This is a genomic window from Hyunsoonleella sp. 2307UL5-6, from assembly GCF_047345485.1.
GTDB lineage: Bacteria > Bacteroidota > Bacteroidia > Flavobacteriales > Flavobacteriaceae > Jejuia.
Genome location: NZ_JBLFEN010000003.1, coordinates 383,132 through 401,986, shown reverse-complemented (window position 1 = coordinate 401,986; position 18,855 = coordinate 383,132). Strand labels below are relative to the sequence as shown.

The following is an 18,855-nucleotide window of genomic DNA, read 5'->3' as shown; positions in this document are numbered from 1 at the left end:
ACAACTAAATATATCGATTAAACGACTATTATGTAAATAAATATGTATATTTGATATCCTATGATCATCAAATTAGTATGAAGTATTTAAATAAACCACTATTTATATTTGCTTTTTTAACTTGTACATATCTTAATTCGCAAAACCAAAAGCTTGATTTATTTTTAGATAGCAGCAACAAAACCGCTGCCGAAATTTTACCAGAAATTTCTAAAGATTCCACTAAAGCAGAATTATCAAATCATGTAAAGGCCATGATTGAATGGATGACTACAGAGCATTATAAATCTAGTTATGTACAAATTTTAATTTATGCTGATAAAGGGATGTATCTTGCAAAGAAATGTGGTAACAGTACATATCTAGGTCAAGCAAGATCTATTATAGGCAATACTAAATTACGTGTAAAAGATACATCGGGCGCAAAAAAAATATTCTTAAAATCACTTAAAGAAGCAAGAAAAGCGAATGATAGTATAGCAATATTAAAGTCAATTGGTAATCTAGCCAATGTGTACTATTACATGCCTGGATACAAACATAAAACTATTGAAAAGTATTTTGAAAGCATGAAAATTGCTAAACGTTTGAAAGATACTATGCGTTTGTTTATTATGCATCATAACTTATCACGACTTTTTAACGAAACAAACCAACCTGAGAAAAGTAAATATCAAATACAAAAAACTGAAATATACTTAAACGAAATAGGAAATCCTCCACATTACAAAGCCAGCCATTTACATAACCAGGGGAGATTGCATTTATTATTGAACGAACCAGATAAAGCTATAAAAAAGTTTAAACAAACTATAGTTTTATGCGAAAATACTGATTTTGTTGATGCGCTTGTAGAAGGTTACCAAGGGTATAAAGAAGCTTTGGAAATGAAAAAAGACTATAAAGGCATTTATGAAATAAATAAAAAATTAGAAGTTTACGAAAACAAGAAGGATAAAGATGAAGCTAAACATGTTACTGATGCTGTTTCGGCAAAACTTAATGTTGAGCGTTATAAAGATCAAATTAAAGCTAAAGAACTTGAAAAACAACTAATAACTCAAAAATCAGAGCGTAAAAATTTCCTCTTAATAGGCACAATATTATTTGGAGTTTTTCTTATTTTTTTATTATCAATTATTTATGCATCTAACAAACGAAAAAAACTGCTTGTTGAAGATTTACAGGTTAGAAACAAGCAATATTTAATTGCAAAGCAAGAAAGTGAACAACTAGCAAAGTCTAAATCTAGATTTTTTGCAACAGTAAGTCATGAATTAAGAACTCCACTTTATGGAGTTATCGGTTTAAGCAGTATTTTGCTTGAAAACGTTGAGCTTAAAGCACATGAAAAAGATTTAAAATCTCTTAAGTTTTCTGCAAACTACTTATTAGCACTTATAAATGATTTACTACAAATGAATAAAATTGATAACAATAGATTTACCAAAGAGGAAATTGTTTTTAACCTTAGAGATTTAATAAATACTATTTCTTTTTCGTTTGAATATATAAGATTACAGCATAAAAATAAAATCAATCTTCTTATAAGTGATAATGTTCCTAAATATTTAAAAGGTAACTCTAGAATGTTATCTCAAATACTAATGAATCTTATTGGTAATGCCTGCAAATTTACAGAAAATGGTGATATTGATGTTATTATTAATTTAGATAATATACACGAAGATATAGCAAACATTAAGTTTACAATTAAAGATGATGGTCCTGGAATAGAAGCCTGTAAACTTAAAACTATTTTTGATGAGTTTACTCAAATTAACTCATCAACCAAAACATATCAAGGTACTGGTTTAGGACTCCCTATAGTTAAAAAACTAGTATCGCAAGCTGGAAGTTCAATTGATATAGAAAGTAAATTAGGTGAAGGCACTACCTTTAAGTTTGCATTAGCACTAAAAGTAGCTTCGCAATTTGAAGAAAATGCTTCTTCTTCAATAAAAGACACCTCGCAACTAGCCAATAAACATATACTTGTGGTTGAAGATAACCGTATAAATCAAATAGTTACTAAAAAAATATTAAAAACATCAAATGTAAATTGTGATATAGCAGATAATGGTGAGGAAGCTGTTGCTAAAACAAAAACACAAGATTACGATTTAATATTGATGGATATTAATATGCCTGTTAAAAATGGACTTGAGGCCTCTAAAGAAATTAGAACTTTTAATGATAAAGTACCTATAGTTGCATTAACGGCTGTAGAAATTGAAGAACAGAAATATCAAATTTTTGAATCTGGAATGAATGATATTATTGTAAAACCCTATGATATAGATATATTTAAACAAACTATATTAGAAAATCTATTTACCGATAAACGCAAAATATTTAAAAAACTAGGATAATTAAATCTACATTATAAACTTTTCATCTTGATAAGATTCTAAATTTAGAATAGTATCTTAATTAAACAGGTTAATAGTAAACATTAATAGTACATTGCTAAGCAACTACAATAGTGATTTTATTTTTTCAAAGTAATGCTAACTGCTATTTTGCTAGTGCTTAAATGCAACTCTTAATTTTTTTTTAACTGTTTTATTTTCATTTTCTTGAGTTTTGTGTGCTCTTACTACAGTACGCTTCATCAGTAATGATACTAAAAATGCAATAATAAATAAACCTGCAAATACTTTTAATGTAGTATCTAAAGAACCTGTTGCAGTTTTAACCATATCATAAACAGTTGGCCCAACAACTCCTGCTAATCCCCATGCTGCTAATACCATACCATGAATGGCGCCTAATTGCTTTGTACCAAATAAATCACCCAGAAATGCTGGAAGTGTTGCAAAACCACCACCATACATTGTTATTACCGTAAATAGCACGATTAAAAATGCGAGTTCCATAGTAATTTGTGGTAAGAAATAGAATGCCAGAATTTGGAATCCGAAGAAAATAATATAAGTATTTGCACGCCCCAAATAATCGGATAATGTAGACCACATAATTCTACCCAGTCCGTTAAATACGCCTATTAAACCAACTATTCCTGCAGCTTCCATTGGTGTGTAATTTAGCTTCTCTTGCATCATAGGACTAGCCGCTGAAATTATAGCAATACCGCAAGCAATATTAATAAACATCATAATCCAGATGTAATAAAAACGTGGTGTTTTAAGTGATGCATTGGCTGTAATATTAGCCATATCTTTTTTAATGGTTTTCCCTTCTCCTAGTTTAAAACCATCTGGTAGATATCCTACTGGAGGCCTTTCAATATATCGTGCTGAAGATAAAATTAACACCATATAAATAAGTCCTAAAATGTAAAATGCATTTGAGACACCTACACTTTCAAAAAGTGATTGCATTACAGGGCCAAAAATTAAAGCTGCAAAGCCAAACCCCATAATAGCCATTCCTGTTGCTAAACCTCTGCGGTCTGGAAACCACTTCACCAAAGTACTTACAGGCGTTATATAGCCTAAACCTAAACCAATACCACCTATAACACCGTAGCATAAATAGAATAACCATAAAGCTTCTAGTTGCACTGCTAATCCAGAGCCTAAAATACCTATACCATAAAATATACCAGCGGTTGTTCCACTAACTTTGGGTCCTACTTTCTCAACCCATCTTCCTAAAAATGCTGCTGATAAGCCAAGTAATAAAATGGCAATTTTAAATGCCCATTTTATCACACTACCATCCACATCAAAAAAATCTTTTACGGGGTTTGTCATTACTGAATAAGCATATACAGATCCGATAGAAATATGAATTCCAACTGCAGAAGCAGCAATAAGCCAACGGTTTTTTAGTTTTTGTGTTTGCATAATATTTGTATTTGAGCTGCCAATTGGCTTTACTCATTAATTTACTCTTACGTCTTTAAAATATTGTTTTAAAATTTCTACTGCTGCATCAATTTCTTCAGGTTTATTTTCTCTAGCATCTTTTAATGGATAATCCCAACCTAAAGCGTCCCATTTGTGTATACCTAATTTATGATAGGGTTGTAACTCAATTTTTTCAATAGTTTTATAATCCTTAAAATAGGTACCCATTTGGTGAAGCAATTCGGGTTTATTAGTAATCTCGGGAATCAATACATAACGCAGCCACATTGGTTTACCTGAAGCCTCCCTATATTTTGCCAGATTAAATGTGGTTTCTCTGTTTTTCTGACCTGTGATGTACTCGTAACCTTCTTCGGTCATGTGCTTTATATCTAGCATTACCAAATCAGCATACTTGTCTAGTAATTCTTCAGTAAAGTGATTTAGAATTCTACCATTGGTATCAATGTTTGCATGAATCCCTTCTTCCTTCAAACGTTTAAAAAGAGTTAATAAAGCTTTTGATTGTAACAAGGGCTCGCCTCCTGAGACAGTAACGCCTCCTTTTTTACCAAAATAAGGTTTCTCTTTAATGGCCATTTGCACCAAATCTTCTATAGGATAGTCTTTGCCTGCGTGCGTATCAATTGTATCTGGATTATGGCAATACAAACATTTTAATTTACAGCCTTGTAAAAAAATAATGAGGCGTATTCCAGGACCATCGTGCGTGCCAAAAGATTCAATGGAATGCACTCTTAATATGTTATCTTTTGATTTGATACTATTAGGTTTTAAAATTAGCATCTGAAAAAGAAGTAGTTTGCACTTCATTTTTCAGATGCTTACAAAATATAAATAGAGTTTATTTTAAATTGACTCGTGGAATGATCTTGTAATTACTTCCATTTGTTGCTCTCTAGTCAACCTTACAAAGTTTACAGCATAACCTGAAACTCTTATAGTTAATTGTGGATATTCTTCTGGATGCTCCATGGCGTCTAGCAAGGTTTCTTTATCCAGCACATTTACATTAACGTGTTGTGCGTTTTTAGAAAAATAACCATCTAAAATACATGCTAGGTTTTCTATACGCTCTCCTTCATTGGTTCCTAATGATTTTGGAACTATTGAGAATGTATTTGAAATACCATCTTGAGAATCTTTATAATTAATTTTTGCTACAGAGTTTAATGAAGCAATGGCACCATGAGAATCTCTACCATGCATTGGGTTTGCCCCTGGCGCAAAAGGAATTCCTTTAGCTCTACCATCAGGCGTTGCCCCTGTTTTTTTACCATACACTACATTTGATGTGATAGTTAATACAGATAGTGTTGGTTCTGCATTTTTATAAACTGCTAACTTTTTTAATTCATCATTAAAGTCAGCCACAGCTTTTGCAGCTAACACATCCACTCTATCATCATCATTACCATAGCATGGGAACTCACCTTCAATTTTAAAATCAACCGTCAAGCCATCTTCATTTCTAATAGGCTTCACCATAGCGTATTTTATAGCAGATAATGAATCTGCTACAATTGATAACCCAGCGATGCCGTAAGCAATGTTAATCTCAGGGTTTGTATCAATAAGTGCCATTTGTGCTTTTTCATAATAATACTTATCGTGCATGTAGTGAATAATATTCATAGAGTCATTATACACTCTAGCTACTTCTTTCATGGCAATTTTAAAGTTAGCCATTACTTTATCAAAGTCTAAAACTTCACAATTACATGGTTTAATACCGTCTACCATTTGTGTTCCTGTAATTTCACATTTACCACCGTTAATAGCCAGTAGTAATGTTTTAGCTAAATTGGTACGTGCACCGAAAAACTGAATAGATTTACCTAAAGCTTGATAAGATACACAACATGCAATACCGTAATCATCAGAACCTCTATTCTTTCGCATTAACTCATCATTTTCAAATTGAATTGAAGAGGTATCAATTGCTACTTTAGAACAAAAATCCTTAAAGTTTTGCGGTAGTTTTTCAGACCAAAGAATAGTCATATTTGGTTCAGGTGATGGCCCTAAATTGTATAAGGTATTTAAGAAACGGAATGATGTTTTGGTCACTTTAGTTCTTCCATCATCAAACATACCGCCAATAGCTTCAGTTACCCAAGTTGGGTCTCCAGCAAAAATTTCATCATAAGCGCTCATTCTTAAGTGGCGCACCATACGTAATTTCATTACAAACTGGTCAATAAACTCTTGTGCCTCAGCTTCAGTAATTAAACCATCTTGTAAATCTTCTTCAATATAGATATCTAAAAAGGTAGATACATTACCAAGAGACATTGCTGCACCATCTTGCTCTTTAACTGCAGCAAGATAGCCCATATATGTCCACTGTACAGCTTCTTTTGCGTTTTCAGCAGGACGACCTAAGTCTAAATCGTATTTAGCACCTAGCGCTATGATTTCTTTAAGTGCGTTGATTTGATCTGATACTTCTTCGCGTAAACGAATTACAGCATCTGTCATCGGTCCTTCAATATTTGCTAAATCTTTCTTTTTAGTTTCAATTAAAACATTAATACCATATAATGCTACACGACGGTAATCTCCAATAATTCTACCTCTTGCATAGTTATCGGGTAATCCTGTTAAGAAACCAAGAGAACGGAATTTCTTAATTTCAGCATTATAAGCTGAAAATACACCATCATTATGTGTTTTTACATATTTAGAAAACAATTCTGTTAAATTATCATTTGGCTTTACACCTTGTTCTGCAAGAGCTTTTTGCACTACTTTAAAACCTCCAAAAGGTTTCATAGTGCGCTTTAGTAGCTCATCGGTTTGTAAACCAACAATAACCTCGTTGGCCTTGTCAATATATCCTGCGTTAAATGCACTTACTGTAGATATTGTGTCTGTATCTAAAGATCTCACACCATTGTTTTGGCGTTCTTCCTTAGTAGCTTCTTTACAAATGCCCCACAACTTTAGGGTTTTGGCTGTTGGGCCTTCCAAAAACTCGTGCGTTCCATAATAAGGAGTAATGTTATTACTAACAAAATCCCTTACATCAATTTTTTCTATCCAAATTCCGGGTTTAAACTGTTTTACTTCCATCGCTCTATTATATTTATATTTTGTAAAATGTATTATAATTTGATAATCCAAAGTTAAGATCCCATAACGTCTTAAAATATGACAATTATCAGTAAACTATTAAAAAAGAGGGATTTGATGCATTTTAAATAATAACCTAAGATCTTACTTAACATTTCTATTTAACTAATACTTCATTTAGGCTTTTATAATAAAACAGTTAAAAATTTGATAATTTCAAAATTAAAACGCACTATTTTTTATAATTTCAACTAAAATTATAAACAGAAAAGATTTGAGGGTTTTCCAAAAAGGCATCTTTTACTATTTGTAAATCCTATTTATTTTCATAATTTGCATCAACAGATTCTATAATTATATGACTGAAATAACACGACTTTTTGATTTTCCGTATTACCAATTAGAGCATAAGCCTAATGCTGCTGCTTTAGTTACTAAATACAATGGTAAATGGATTGAAACATCAACAAAAGAGTATCTAGATAAAGCCAATGCTTTAAGTAGAGCACTACTGAAATTGGGTGTAAATAAAAATGATAAAATTGCTGTTATTTCTACCACAAATAGAACAGAATGGAACATCGTTGATATTGGCGTATTACAAATTGGCGCACAAAACATACCTATTTACCCTACGATATGTGCAGAGGATTATGAATATGTGATTAACCATAGTGAATCCATCTACTGTTTTGTTTCTGATGCCGAAGTATTAGAAAAAGTAAATAAAATAAGAAAGAACACTAATATAAAAGACGTATTTTCTTTTGATCATATTGAAGGTTGTAAACATTATTCTGAATTGTTAGAACTTGGACAAGATACCAGCAATCAAAATGATGTAGAAACTAGAAAAAATAACGTACAACCTGATGACCTGGCAACAATAATATACACCTCTGGAACCACTGGAAAACCTAAAGGTGTAATGTTATCGCACTGGAATATAACTAGTAATGTTCTTGATAGTGCCGCAAGAGTACCATTAAAGAATGCTGAAACAAAAATTTTAAGCTTTTTACCTATTTGCCATGTGTTTGAACGTGTACTTATTTACGTATACCAACACGCAGGCACTTCTATATATTATGCTGAAGCATTAGATAAAATTGGAGATAATGCCAAAGAAATCAATCCAAATATGATGAGTGTTGTTCCCCGACTCTTAGAAAAGGTGTATGACAAAATAATGGATAAAGCTGAAGGCTTAACGGGTATAAAAAAATCCTTATTTTATTGGGCAGTGGCTTTAGGAGAACAATGGAAACCTTACAGAGAAAATGGTGCATGGTACGAGTTTAAGTTAAGTATTGCAAACAAACTTATTTTTAGCAAATGGCGTGCTGCTTTAGGTGGAGAATTACACACTATGGTATCTGGTAGTGCAGCTTTACAACCACGTCTTGCAAGAATTTTTGGTGCTGCTGGCATGCAAGTTATGGAAGGTTATGGCTTAACAGAAACCTCTCCTGTAGTATCTGTTGGTAAATACGCAGATAAAATGTACAAAGTTGGAACGGTAGGTATACCCATTCCTAATGTTGAAGTAAAAATAGCTGAAGATGGAGAAATTTTAATTAAAGGTCCTAATGTGATGTTAGGTTATTATAAAGATCCTGAGAAAACAGCAAGCGTAATGACTGATGATTATTTTCATACAGGTGATAAAGGTGAAATAGATGCTGATGGATTCCTAAAAATAACCGGACGTAAAAAAGAAATGTTTAAAACCTCGGGCGGTAAATACATCATCCCAACCCTTTTAGAAAACGATTTAAAACAATCGCGATTCATAGAACAAATTATGGTTGTTGGTGAAGGTGAAAAAATGCCAGCTGCCTTAATTCAACCAAATTTTGAGTTTTTGCATGAATGGATAGTACGTAAAAATCATCCCATTGAAAATACTATGGAAGCCATGGCGCAATCTGAAATTGTTCAAAAACGAATTCAAAAAGAAGTAGATAAATGTAATGTTAAATTTGGGAAATGGGAACAAATTAAGAGGTTTGAAATCACCCCACAAGTATGGTCTATTGATGATGGACATCTTACACCTACAATGAAAATGAAACGTGACGTTATTAAAAACATGTACACTACTCTAATTGAAAAAATATACAGACCTAATTGACAAATAAGTAATACAACTTAAATATTTAAAAAACCACTTATCAGTAAGTGGTTTTTTGTTCTATAAATAATCGTTTTTATTATATTTATTATGCATGCATAATAAATTTTTTATTATATTTGGTAACTCCAATACTTATAAATGAAAGATAAAACTATAGATTACGTATTGCGAACTACCTGGTTAACAGTGAATAAAATGTATAATGAAGAGGCTTCAAAATTTGAAACTACAATGGCTACAGGTTTCACTTTACTAAGCATTGATCCTGATTCTGGAACTCCCTCAACAGCGTTGGGGCCTAAAATGGGTATGGAAGCTACAAGCTTATCGCGTATACTAAAAACCATGGAAAAACGTAAACTGATAGAACGTCAACCTAACCCTAATGATGGTAGAGGTGTCTTAATTCATTTAACAGATTTGGGTAAAGAAAAAAGAGCGCTTTCTAAAGAGAAAGTATTAATATTTAATGAAACTATTAGGAAACATATTTCCGAAGAAAAAATGAATCATTTCTATGAAGTTGCAGAAACTATCAATGAAATGGTTTGTAATAAAAAAATTTATAACAACACGTAAATAGAGTTTAAACACGATGGGCAAACGTATTATTAAAAAAGTAGCAGTTGTAGGTTCTGGTATTATGGGAAGCGGTATTGCTTGTCATTTTGCAAATATTGGTGTAGAAGTCTTACTTTTAGACATAATTCCTAGAGAACTCGCAGACGCTGAAAAAGCTAAAGGTTTAACTTTAGAAGATAAAAGTGTGAGAAATCGCTTGGTAAATGATGCACTTAAGGCATCTCTAAAATCAAAGCCCTCGCCTATTTATCATCAAGATTTTGCTAGCAGAATTTCAACTGGAAATTTAGAGGACGACATCTCTAAAGTAAAAGATGTAGATTGGATTATTGAAGTCGTTGTTGAGAGACTTGACATCAAAAAACAAGTATTTAAAAATCTAGAAAAGCACAGAACTCCAGGAACTCTTATTACAAGCAATACCTCAGGTATTCCCATCAAATTTATGAGTGAAGGGCGTAGCGAAGATTTTCAAAAGCATTTCTGTGGTACACATTTTTTTAATCCACCAAGATATTTAAAGCTTTTTGAAATTATTCCAGGCCCAAAAACAGAAACCTCAGTTCTAGAGTTTTTAAATAGATATGGTGAGCAATATTTAGGTAAAACCTCGGTTGTAGCTAAAGACACACCAGCATTTATAGGAAACCGAATTGGTATTTTTAGTATTATGAGTTTATTTCATGCTGTAAAAGAAATGAACTTAACTGTTGAAGAAGTTGATAAACTAACAGGTCCTGTTATTGGTAGACCAAAATCGGCAACCTTTAGAACTGTTGATGTAGTAGGATTAGATACTCTTGTACATGTTGCTAACGGTATTGCAGATAATTGTAAAGATGATGAACGTTTAGAGCTATTTAAACTGCCTGATTTTATTTCGACTATGGTTGAAAATAAATGGTTGGGTAGTAAAACAGGACAAGGGTTTTATAAAAAGATTAAAGGCGATAATGGTAAAAGTGAAATTTTATCATTAGATCTAGACACTCTAGAATACCGATCTAAAAAACGTGCGAAATTTGCAACTTTAGAACTTACAAAGAGCGTAGATAAGGTTATTGATAGATTTAAAATTTTAGTATCAGGCAAAGATAAAGCTGGAGAGTTTTACCGAAAATTGTTTGCGCAACTTTTTGCCTACATTACCTATAGAATTCCAGAAATTTCAGATGAATTGTATAAAATCGATGATGCGATGAAAGCTGGTTTTGGATGGGAACATGGTCCTTTCCAAATTTGGAACGCCATTGGTGTTGAAAAAGGAATAGAGCTAATAAAAGCTGAAGGTTTAGCGCCTGCATCATGGGTTTATGATATGATAAGTTCTGGTAGTAAATCATTTTACACCGTGCAAAACGGAGCAACACATTATTATGATATACCTTCAAAATCTCAAGCAAAAATACCTGGGCAAGATGCGTTTATCATTTTAGATAATATTAGAACCTCTAATGAAGTTTTCAAAAATTCGGGAGTGGTTATAGAAGATTTAGGTGACGGAATCCTAAACTGCGAATTTCAGTCTAAAATGAATACAATTGGTGGTGATGTTCTTACAGGTTTAAACAAAGCAGTTGATATTGCGGAAAAAGATTTCGATGGACTAGTTATAGGAAATCAAGGTGCAAACTTCTCAGTTGGTGCAAATATTGGAATGATTTTTATGATGGCCGTAGAGCAAGAATATGAAGAATTAAATGGTGCTATTAAGTATTTTCAAGATACTATGATGCGTATGCGTTATTCTGCTATACCAACAATTTCTGCACCCCATGGCATGTCGCTTGGTGGCGCTTGCGAATTATCCATGCATGCCGATAAGGTTGTAGCAGCAGCTGAAACTTATATTGGTTTAGTTGAATTTGGTGTGGGAGTTATACCAGGCGGTGCTGGCTCTAAAGAAATGGCGTTACGTGCCTCTGATACATTTAGAAAAGGTGATGTGGAGTTAAACACATTGCAAGAATATTTTCTAACTATTGGTATGGCAAAAGTATCCACTTCAGCTTACGAAGCTTTCGATTTAGGGATTCTTCAAAAGGGAAAAGATATTGTAGTCGTTAATAAAGACAGACAAATTGCAACAGCAAAAGCACATGCAAGACTAATGGCAGATGCTGGATATACGCAACCTGTAAAACGACAAGATGTAAAAGTACTTGGTAAACAAGCCTTAGGTATGTTTTTAGTTGGCACAGACTCTATGGAAGCTAGTAATTACATTAGTGAGCACGACATGAAAATCGCCAATAAATTGGCTTACGTTATGGCTGGTGGAGATTTATCTGAACCTACTTTAGTAAGCGAGCAATATTTATTAGATTTAGAACGTGAGGCGTTTTTATCGCTTTGTACAGAACGCAAAACATTAGAACGTATTCAGCACATGTTGAAGACTGGGAAACCGTTGAGAAATTAAATCCCAACCTAATCTCCCCAAAGGGGAAGGAAAAGTTTGAGGATTCATTAAATAAGTTAATTAAAAATAACCGTAAAAATTCCCTCTCCTTAGGAGAGGGTTAGGGAGAGGAATGAAACAAGCATATATAGTAAAAGCATATAGAACGGCAGTTGGTAAAGCACCAAAAGGTGTATTCCGTTTTAAAAGAACAGACGAGTTAGCGGCAGAAACCATCAAACACATGATGAAAGAATTGCCAAATTTGGATCCAAAGCGTATTGATGATGTAATCGTTGGTAACGCTATGCCAGAAGGTTCTCAGGGACTTAATATGGCACGTTTAATCTCTTTAATGGGATTAGAAGTTATAGATGTTCCTGGAGTGACCGTAAACCGATTTTGTTCGTCTGGAATAGAAACTATTGGTATGGCCACAGCAAAAATTCAAGCTGGAATGGCAGATTGTATTATTGCTGGTGGTGCAGAAAGTATGAGTAGCGTTCCTATGACGGGGTTTAAACCAGAACTAAATTATGATGCCATCGTTAAAGCGGGTCATGAAGATTATTACTGGGGCATGGGGAATACTGCAGAAGCAGTTGCAAAAGAGTTTAAAGTATCTCGAGAAGATCAAGATGAATTTGCTTTTAATTCACATATGAAAGCCTTGAAAGCACAAGCAGAAAACCGTTTCCAAGACCAAATTGTACCTATTGAGGTTGAACAAACTTATATTGATGCTAACGGTAAAAAAGCAACAAAAACGTATACTGTTACTAAAGATGAAGGTCCGAGAAAAGGAACTAAAATAGAAGTTTTAGCTAAATTACGTGCTGTTTTCGCTCAAGGCGGTAGCGTTACAGCTGGCAATTCTTCTCAAATGAGTGATGGTGCTGCTTTTGTAATGGTAATGAGTGAAGATATGGTTAAAGAATTAAATCTAGAACCAGTTGCACGATTGGTAAACTATGCAGCAGCAGGCGTTGAGCCACGTATTATGGGTATTGGTCCTGTTAAAGCAATTCCTAAAGCATTAAAACAAGCCGGCTTAAAACAGAGTGATTTAGAATTGATAGAATTAAATGAAGCTTTTGCATCTCAATCTCTTGCTGTTATTAGAGAATTAGGTTTAAATCCAGATATCATTAATGTAAACGGAGGTGCCATTGCACTAGGACACCCATTAGGATGTACTGGCGCAAAATTATCAGTTCAATTATTTGATGAAATGCGCAAGCGAAATATGAAAGGCAAATATGGCGCAGTAACCATGTGCGTTGGTACAGGACAAGGTGCTTGTGGTATTTTTGAATTTTTAAACTAAGAAGACAACAAAATAAAAACAAATGGAAGCAATAGAAAAAGATATTTTAAGAGGTGGACAGTTTCTTGTAAAAGAAAGTGCATGTGAAGATATTTTCACACCAGAAGATTTTAATGAAGATCAGCTGATGATGAAAGAGGCTGTTTCAGAATTTGTGGATAGAGAAATTTGGTCTAAAAAAGCACAATTTGAACAAAAAGATTATGCTTTAACCGAGTCTTGTATGCGTCAAGCAGGAGAATTAGGCTTTTTAAGTGTAGCTGTTCCAGAAGAATATGGTGGTATGGGTATGGGCTTCGTAGATACCTGCTTAGTTTGCGATTACATATCAGGCGCAACAGGATCGTTTAGTACTGCATTTGGTGCGCATACCGGTATTGGTACGATGCCAATTACGCTTTACGGTAATGAAGAACAAAAGAAAAAATACGTTCCAAAATTAGCCAGTGGCGAATGGTTTGGAGCCTACTGTTTAACTGAGCCAACAGCAGGAAGCGATGCTAACTCTGGACGTACAAAAGCGGTACTTTCGGAAGATGGTAAAACCTATAAAATTACAGGTCAGAAAATGTGGATTTCTAATGCTGGTTTTTGTAGTGTTATGATTGTTTTTGCTAGAATAGAAGATGATAAAAATATTACAGGTTTTATTGTAGAATATGATCCAGAAAACCCTAATGGTATTACAATGGGGGAAGAAGAACACAAATTAGGTATTCGTGCATCTTCAACACGACAGGTTTTTTTTAATGAAACTGTTGTCCCTGTAGAGAATATGTTGTCTACCAGAGGTAACGGGTTTAAAATTGCCATGAATGCCCTTAATGTTGGTAGAATTAAATTGGCCGCTGCATGTTTAGATGCGCAACGACGTACTATTACAGAATCTGTTAAATATGCTAATGAGCGTATTCAATTTAAAACACCAATCTCTAGCTTTGGGGCTATTCGTCAAAAAATTGCAGAAATGGCAACCAACTGTTGGGTTGGAGAAGCCGCTACATATCGTTCTGCTAAAGACATAGAAGATCGTATTGAATTACGAAGAAATAATGGTAAAGACACACACCAAGAAGCAGAATTAAAAGGTGTAGAAGAATATGCTATAGAGTGTTCTATCTTAAAAGTAGCTGTTTCAGAATTTGTACAAAACTGTACAGATGAGGGAATTCAAATTTTTGGTGGCATGGGCTTTTCTGAAGAAACACCTATAGAATCTGCTTGGAGAGATGCACGTATAGCAAGAATTTATGAAGGTACCAATGAGATAAACAGAATGTTAAGTGTTGGTATGCTGATAAAAAAAGCCATGAAAGGACATGTAAATGTTTTAGAACCTGCTACATCAGTAAAAGAAGAATTGATGGGTATTCCTTCTTTTGAAGTGCCTGATTATTCTGAGCTATTTTCTGAGGAAAAAAATATAGTTAAAAACTTAAAGAAGCTTTTCTTGATGGTTGCTGGTGCAGCACTTCAAAAATATGGTGAAAAAATTGAAGCACAACAGCAGTTAATGCTAGCGTCTTCTGATATTTTAATTCAAATTTATTTAGCTGAATCTGCTATTCTAAGAGCAGAAAAAATGGCTAAAAAAGAAGGAGAAGCTAATGTTAAGGAACAAATTGCTATGGCAAAATTAAACTTGTTCCACGCTATTGATGTTATTGAAACTGCTGGAAAACATTCCATAATTTCATTTTCTACTGGTGATGAACAAAAAATGATGCTTGTTGGTTTAAAACGTTACATCAAGTATGTTAACATGCCTAATATTATAGAACTAAGACATATTATTGCTGAAAAAGTAATTAATGAAAATAAATATTGCTTTTAGGTTTTAAACTTTAATAATTTCGTGTGACTAATTCGAATGTAAAAGGCGTCTCAAATTCAATTTTGAGGCGTTTTTTTATTAATTTAGTTGAAAATAATTCACATGAAAAATAGTAGCACTTTCTTTATTCTTTTTATTTCACTTCTTAGCTTCAGCCAATCACAGCAAGATATTTATAAAATTATAGATGATGTTTCAGCAAAACGTATTCAAAAAGATATACAAACGCTTGTAGATTTTGGTACAAGAAATACATTTAGTGATACCATTTCTGATACTCGAGGTATTGGTGCAGCAAGACGTTGGATTAAATCAGAATTTGAAACCATTTCTGATAATTGCAATAATTGCTTAAGCGTATTATATCAAAAAGATTTTGTGACTCAAGAAGGCAATAGACGTGTGCCTCATGATGCTTGGGTGGTAAATGTAATTGCTGTTCAAAAAGGCACAAAGTATCCTAACCGATATGTAATTATGAGTGGTGACATAGATTCTCGTGCAAGTGATACCATGGATTTTACAACAGATGCACCTGGAGCAAATGATAATGCCTCGGGTATGGCGGGCAGTATTGAAGCCGCACGAGTTTTATCAAAATATAAATTTGAAAACAGTATAGTTTACGTTGGTTTATCAGGTGAAGAGCAAGGGTTATTCGGAGGTGCAGGATTAGCCAAATATGCAAAGGATAATAACTGGGATATTATTGGTGTTTTAAATAATGATATGATTGGAAACATTAAAGGCGTTGATGGTGTAATTGATAACCGAACGTTTAGAATTTTCTCAGAGCCTGTTCCTCCTACTGAGACGGAACGCCAAAGAACACTAAGGCGATTTTATGGTGGTGAGGTAGATGGTATTTCTAGACAACTGGCACGCTACATTCATAAAACAACGAAGGCATATATGCCAGAAATGAATCCTATGATGGTGTATAGATTGGATCGTTTTGGACGCGGTGGACACCATCGTCCTTTCAATGATTTAGGCTTCCCTGGTATCAGGATTATGGAAGCTCATGAAAATTATACACAACAGCATCAAGATATACGAGAAGAAAACGGTATTAATTACGGTGATGTTATAGAACATGTAAACTTTAGTTATGCTAAAAAACTCACTGCGGTTAATGCTATTAATTTGGCATGTTTAGCTTGGGCACCTCCAGCACCAACACAGGTAGCTATTGGCGGTGTTGTGGAAGCTTCAGCAAAATTTAAATGGAGTAAAGTTGCTGGTGCAAAAGGCTATAAAATATATTGGCGCGATACCACCTCGCCTACTTGGGATTATAGCCGTTATGTTGGAGATATTTCAGAGTTTACTTTGGACGGTATTGTTATTGATAATTATTTCTTCGGAATTGCAGCAGTTGGTGAAAATGGATTTGAAAGTCCTGTTGTTTTCCCAAATGAAGTCATGCTATAAAAACTAAGGAAATGATATACAAACAGAATACTATATTCGCCCTTTTATTACTCTTCGTTTTTTTAGGCTTTTCACAAAAGCAACAAAATTTCACCAAACAAGATACACTTAGAGGCAGCATTACACCTGAGCGTGCATGGTGGGATTTAACTTTTTATCATTTAGACATTAAAGTAGAACCTGATAAAAAATTTATTTCTGGAAAAAACACCATTAAGTATAAAGTTTTAGAAGCAGATTCTATAATGCAAATAGATTTACAATCTCCTATGAAAATTTTAAAGGCGGTTCAAAATAATCAAGATTTAAGTATTGTTCATAAAGGAAATGCACATTTTATTCATCTGAATAAAAACCAAGTAGCCGGTAATATAGAAACTATTGAAGTGTTTTATGAAGGTTTCCCCAAAGAAGCTATTAGAGCACCGTGGGACGGAGGTATTTCATGGAAAAAAGATAAAAATGGCAATCATTTTATAGCTTCCTCTTGTCAAGGTTTAGGCGCAAGTGTTTGGTGGCCTTGTAAAGACCATATGTATGACGAGGTAGACAGCATGAAAATTAGTGTAAACGTTCCTAATAAATTAATAAATATTTCTAACGGACGATTACGACTTGTAGAACGTATAGGTGATACCAAAACCTATCATTGGATTGTCAAAAACCCAATAAACAACTACGGCGTAAATATTAATATTGGGGATTATGTAAATTTCTCAGAGGTATATGACGGTTTGGCGGGTAACCTTGATATGGATTATTATGTGTTGTCTTATAATTTGGAAAAGGCTAAAGAACAGTTTAAACAAGCTCCTAAAATGATGGAAGCGTTCGAACATTGGTTCGGGCAATATCCGTTTTATGCTGATAGTTTTAAACTAGTAGAGACTCCGTATTTGGGTATGGAACACCAAAGTTCTGTAACCTATGGTAATAAGTTTAAGAATGGTTATTTAGGTAGAGATTTATCTGGAACAGGTTGGGGATTGAAATTTGACTTCATTTTAATTCATGAATCTGGTCACGAGTGGTTCGCGAATAATATTACCAATAAAGATGTTGCAGATATGTGGATTCATGAAAGTTTTACAGCTTATTCTGAAAACTTGTATTTAGATTATCATTTCGGGAAACAAGCGTCTGCCGAATATGTTATAGGTACACGACAACTAATTGAAAATAAAAACCCAATAATAGGCACTTATAATGTTAATAAAGCAAGCAATGGAACCGATAAATATTACAAAGGGTCTAATATGTTACATACTCTTCGCCAATTGGTGGATGATGATAAAAAATGGCGAGACGTATTAAGAAAAATAAATATTAAATTTTATCACCAAACGGTAACAACACATCAAATTGAAAATTTTTTAAGTAGAGAGACTGGTATTGATTTAACCGAATTTTTTGATCAATACTTAAGAACTACTCAAATTCCGACTTTAGAATTTTCATATAAGAAAAAAGCATTTAAATATAGATGGACAAACATTATTAAAGGTTTTGATATGCCTGTTCAAATTACAATAGGAGATGATCCTCAATGGATATATCCAAAAGCTGAATGGCAAATACTGAAAACACCTTCAAGTAAAATGCCTATTAATATAGATGAAGATTTTTATGTTTATTCTAAACAAATCTAAAATTGGAAGATTTACCAGAACTATATTTTGAACGTGATATAGATTGGTATGACTGGCTTCGTGTAAATCATAATAAAACAAAAGGTGTATACCTAATTTTCTACAAATTAGAATTAAATATGCCAACAATGCGCTGGGAAGAAGCAGTAAAAGTAGCTATTTGTTTTGGTTGGATAGATTCTACTGTAAAAAGCTTGGGAGATGGTAAACGACGTCAATATTTTTGTCCTAGAAATCCTAAAAGTACATGGAGTGCTTTAAATAAAAAATACGTTGAAGCATTAAAAAAAGTTGGGTTAATTCATGAATCTGGTTACAAACTCATTGATTTAGCTAAAAAAACAGGAACTTGGTCTGCGATGGATGATGTTGAAAATGGCATAATTCCTAAAGATTTACAAAAGGCTTTTGACAAAAATACAAGCGCGTTTAAAAACTATCAGAGTTTTGCTAAAGGGTATAGAAAATCTTATCTCTCTTGGTTACAAAGTGCAAAACGAGAAGAAACGCGTAAAAAGCGTATTATAGATATTTTAAAACTTTGTGAAGCAAATATTAAAAGTAGAAACACGCGATAACA

12 protein-coding genes are annotated in these 18,855 nt (G+C 33.4%); 9 read left to right on the top strand and 3 right to left on the bottom strand.

Annotation, left to right across the window (positions count from 1 at the left end; all coding sequences use genetic code 11):
* Positions 1 to 77: 77 nt before the first annotated feature.
* Positions 78 to 2,372, top strand: coding sequence for a response regulator (locus ACKGJY_RS07730; protein WP_413973299.1), 2,295 nt, complete (start codon positions 78 to 80; stop codon positions 2,370 to 2,372).
* A gap of 153 nt (positions 2,373 to 2,525) precedes the next feature.
* On the opposite strand, the gene ACKGJY_RS07725 is transcribed toward ACKGJY_RS07730, so the two are convergent.
* Genes ACKGJY_RS07725 through pflB form a run of 3 tightly spaced genes read right to left on the bottom strand, consistent with a single transcriptional unit; the run spans position 2,526 to position 6,911 of the window.
* Entirely contained in the window at positions 2,526 to 3,812 is a 1,287-nt protein-coding gene (locus ACKGJY_RS07725; RefSeq protein ID WP_413973298.1) for an OFA family MFS transporter, read from the bottom strand.
* Positions 3,813 to 3,848: 36 nt separating this feature from the next.
* Positions 3,849 to 4,649 carry a pyruvate formate-lyase-activating protein gene (gene pflA / locus ACKGJY_RS07720; RefSeq protein WP_413973297.1) on the bottom strand — a complete coding sequence of 267 codons (801 nt, stop codon included), beginning with the start codon at positions 4,647 to 4,649 and terminating at the stop codon, positions 3,849 to 3,851.
* 36 nt (positions 4,650 to 4,685) lie between these two features.
* The gene (gene pflB / locus ACKGJY_RS07715; RefSeq protein WP_413973296.1) at positions 4,686 to 6,911 is read right to left on the bottom strand and encodes a formate C-acetyltransferase; all 2,226 of its coding nucleotides are present in this window, start codon (positions 6,909 to 6,911) and stop codon (positions 4,686 to 4,688) included.
* Positions 6,912 to 7,269: 358 nt separating this feature from the next.
* On the opposite strand from pflB, the gene ACKGJY_RS07710 reads away from it, so the two are divergent.
* The 8 genes from ACKGJY_RS07710 to ACKGJY_RS07675 all read left to right on the top strand — a co-directional run bounded on the left by ACKGJY_RS07710 (position 7,270) and on the right by ACKGJY_RS07675 (position 18,853).
* Positions 7,270 to 9,045 (top strand): AMP-dependent synthetase/ligase, encoded by a 1,776-nt coding sequence (locus tag ACKGJY_RS07710; RefSeq protein WP_413973295.1) that lies wholly within the window; start codon positions 7,270 to 7,272, stop codon positions 9,043 to 9,045.
* Between the two features lie 141 nt (positions 9,046 to 9,186).
* Entirely contained in the window at positions 9,187 to 9,627 is a 441-nt protein-coding gene (locus ACKGJY_RS07705) for a MarR family winged helix-turn-helix transcriptional regulator (RefSeq protein ID WP_413973294.1), read from the top strand.
* Positions 9,628 to 9,643: 16 nt separating this feature from the next.
* Positions 9,644 to 12,052 carry a 3-hydroxyacyl-CoA dehydrogenase/enoyl-CoA hydratase family protein gene (locus ACKGJY_RS07700; RefSeq protein WP_413973293.1) on the top strand — a complete coding sequence of 803 codons (2,409 nt, stop codon included), beginning with the start codon at positions 9,644 to 9,646 and terminating at the stop codon, positions 12,050 to 12,052.
* A 112-nt stretch (positions 12,053 to 12,164) separates the two neighbouring features.
* Complete coding sequence (locus ACKGJY_RS07695) at positions 12,165 to 13,358, top strand: acetyl-CoA C-acyltransferase (RefSeq protein ID WP_413973292.1); 1,194 nt, start codon at positions 12,165 to 12,167, stop codon at positions 13,356 to 13,358.
* Between the two features lie 22 nt (positions 13,359 to 13,380).
* On the top strand, positions 13,381 to 15,192 hold the full coding sequence (locus ACKGJY_RS07690) for an acyl-CoA dehydrogenase family protein (protein WP_413973291.1): 1,812 nt from the start codon (positions 13,381 to 13,383) through the stop codon (positions 15,190 to 15,192).
* Positions 15,193 to 15,294: 102 nt separating this feature from the next.
* Positions 15,295 to 16,626 (top strand): M28 family peptidase, encoded by a 1,332-nt coding sequence (locus tag ACKGJY_RS07685; RefSeq protein WP_413973290.1) that lies wholly within the window; start codon positions 15,295 to 15,297, stop codon positions 16,624 to 16,626.
* A gap of 11 nt (positions 16,627 to 16,637) precedes the next feature.
* Entirely contained in the window at positions 16,638 to 18,275 is a 1,638-nt protein-coding gene (locus ACKGJY_RS07680) for a M1 family metallopeptidase (protein WP_413973289.1), read from the top strand.
* Between the two features lie 2 nt (positions 18,276 to 18,277).
* Positions 18,278 to 18,853 (top strand): YdeI/OmpD-associated family protein, encoded by a 576-nt coding sequence (locus tag ACKGJY_RS07675; protein ID WP_413973288.1) that lies wholly within the window; start codon positions 18,278 to 18,280, stop codon positions 18,851 to 18,853.
* The last annotated feature ends 2 nt before the right edge of the window (positions 18,854 to 18,855 follow it).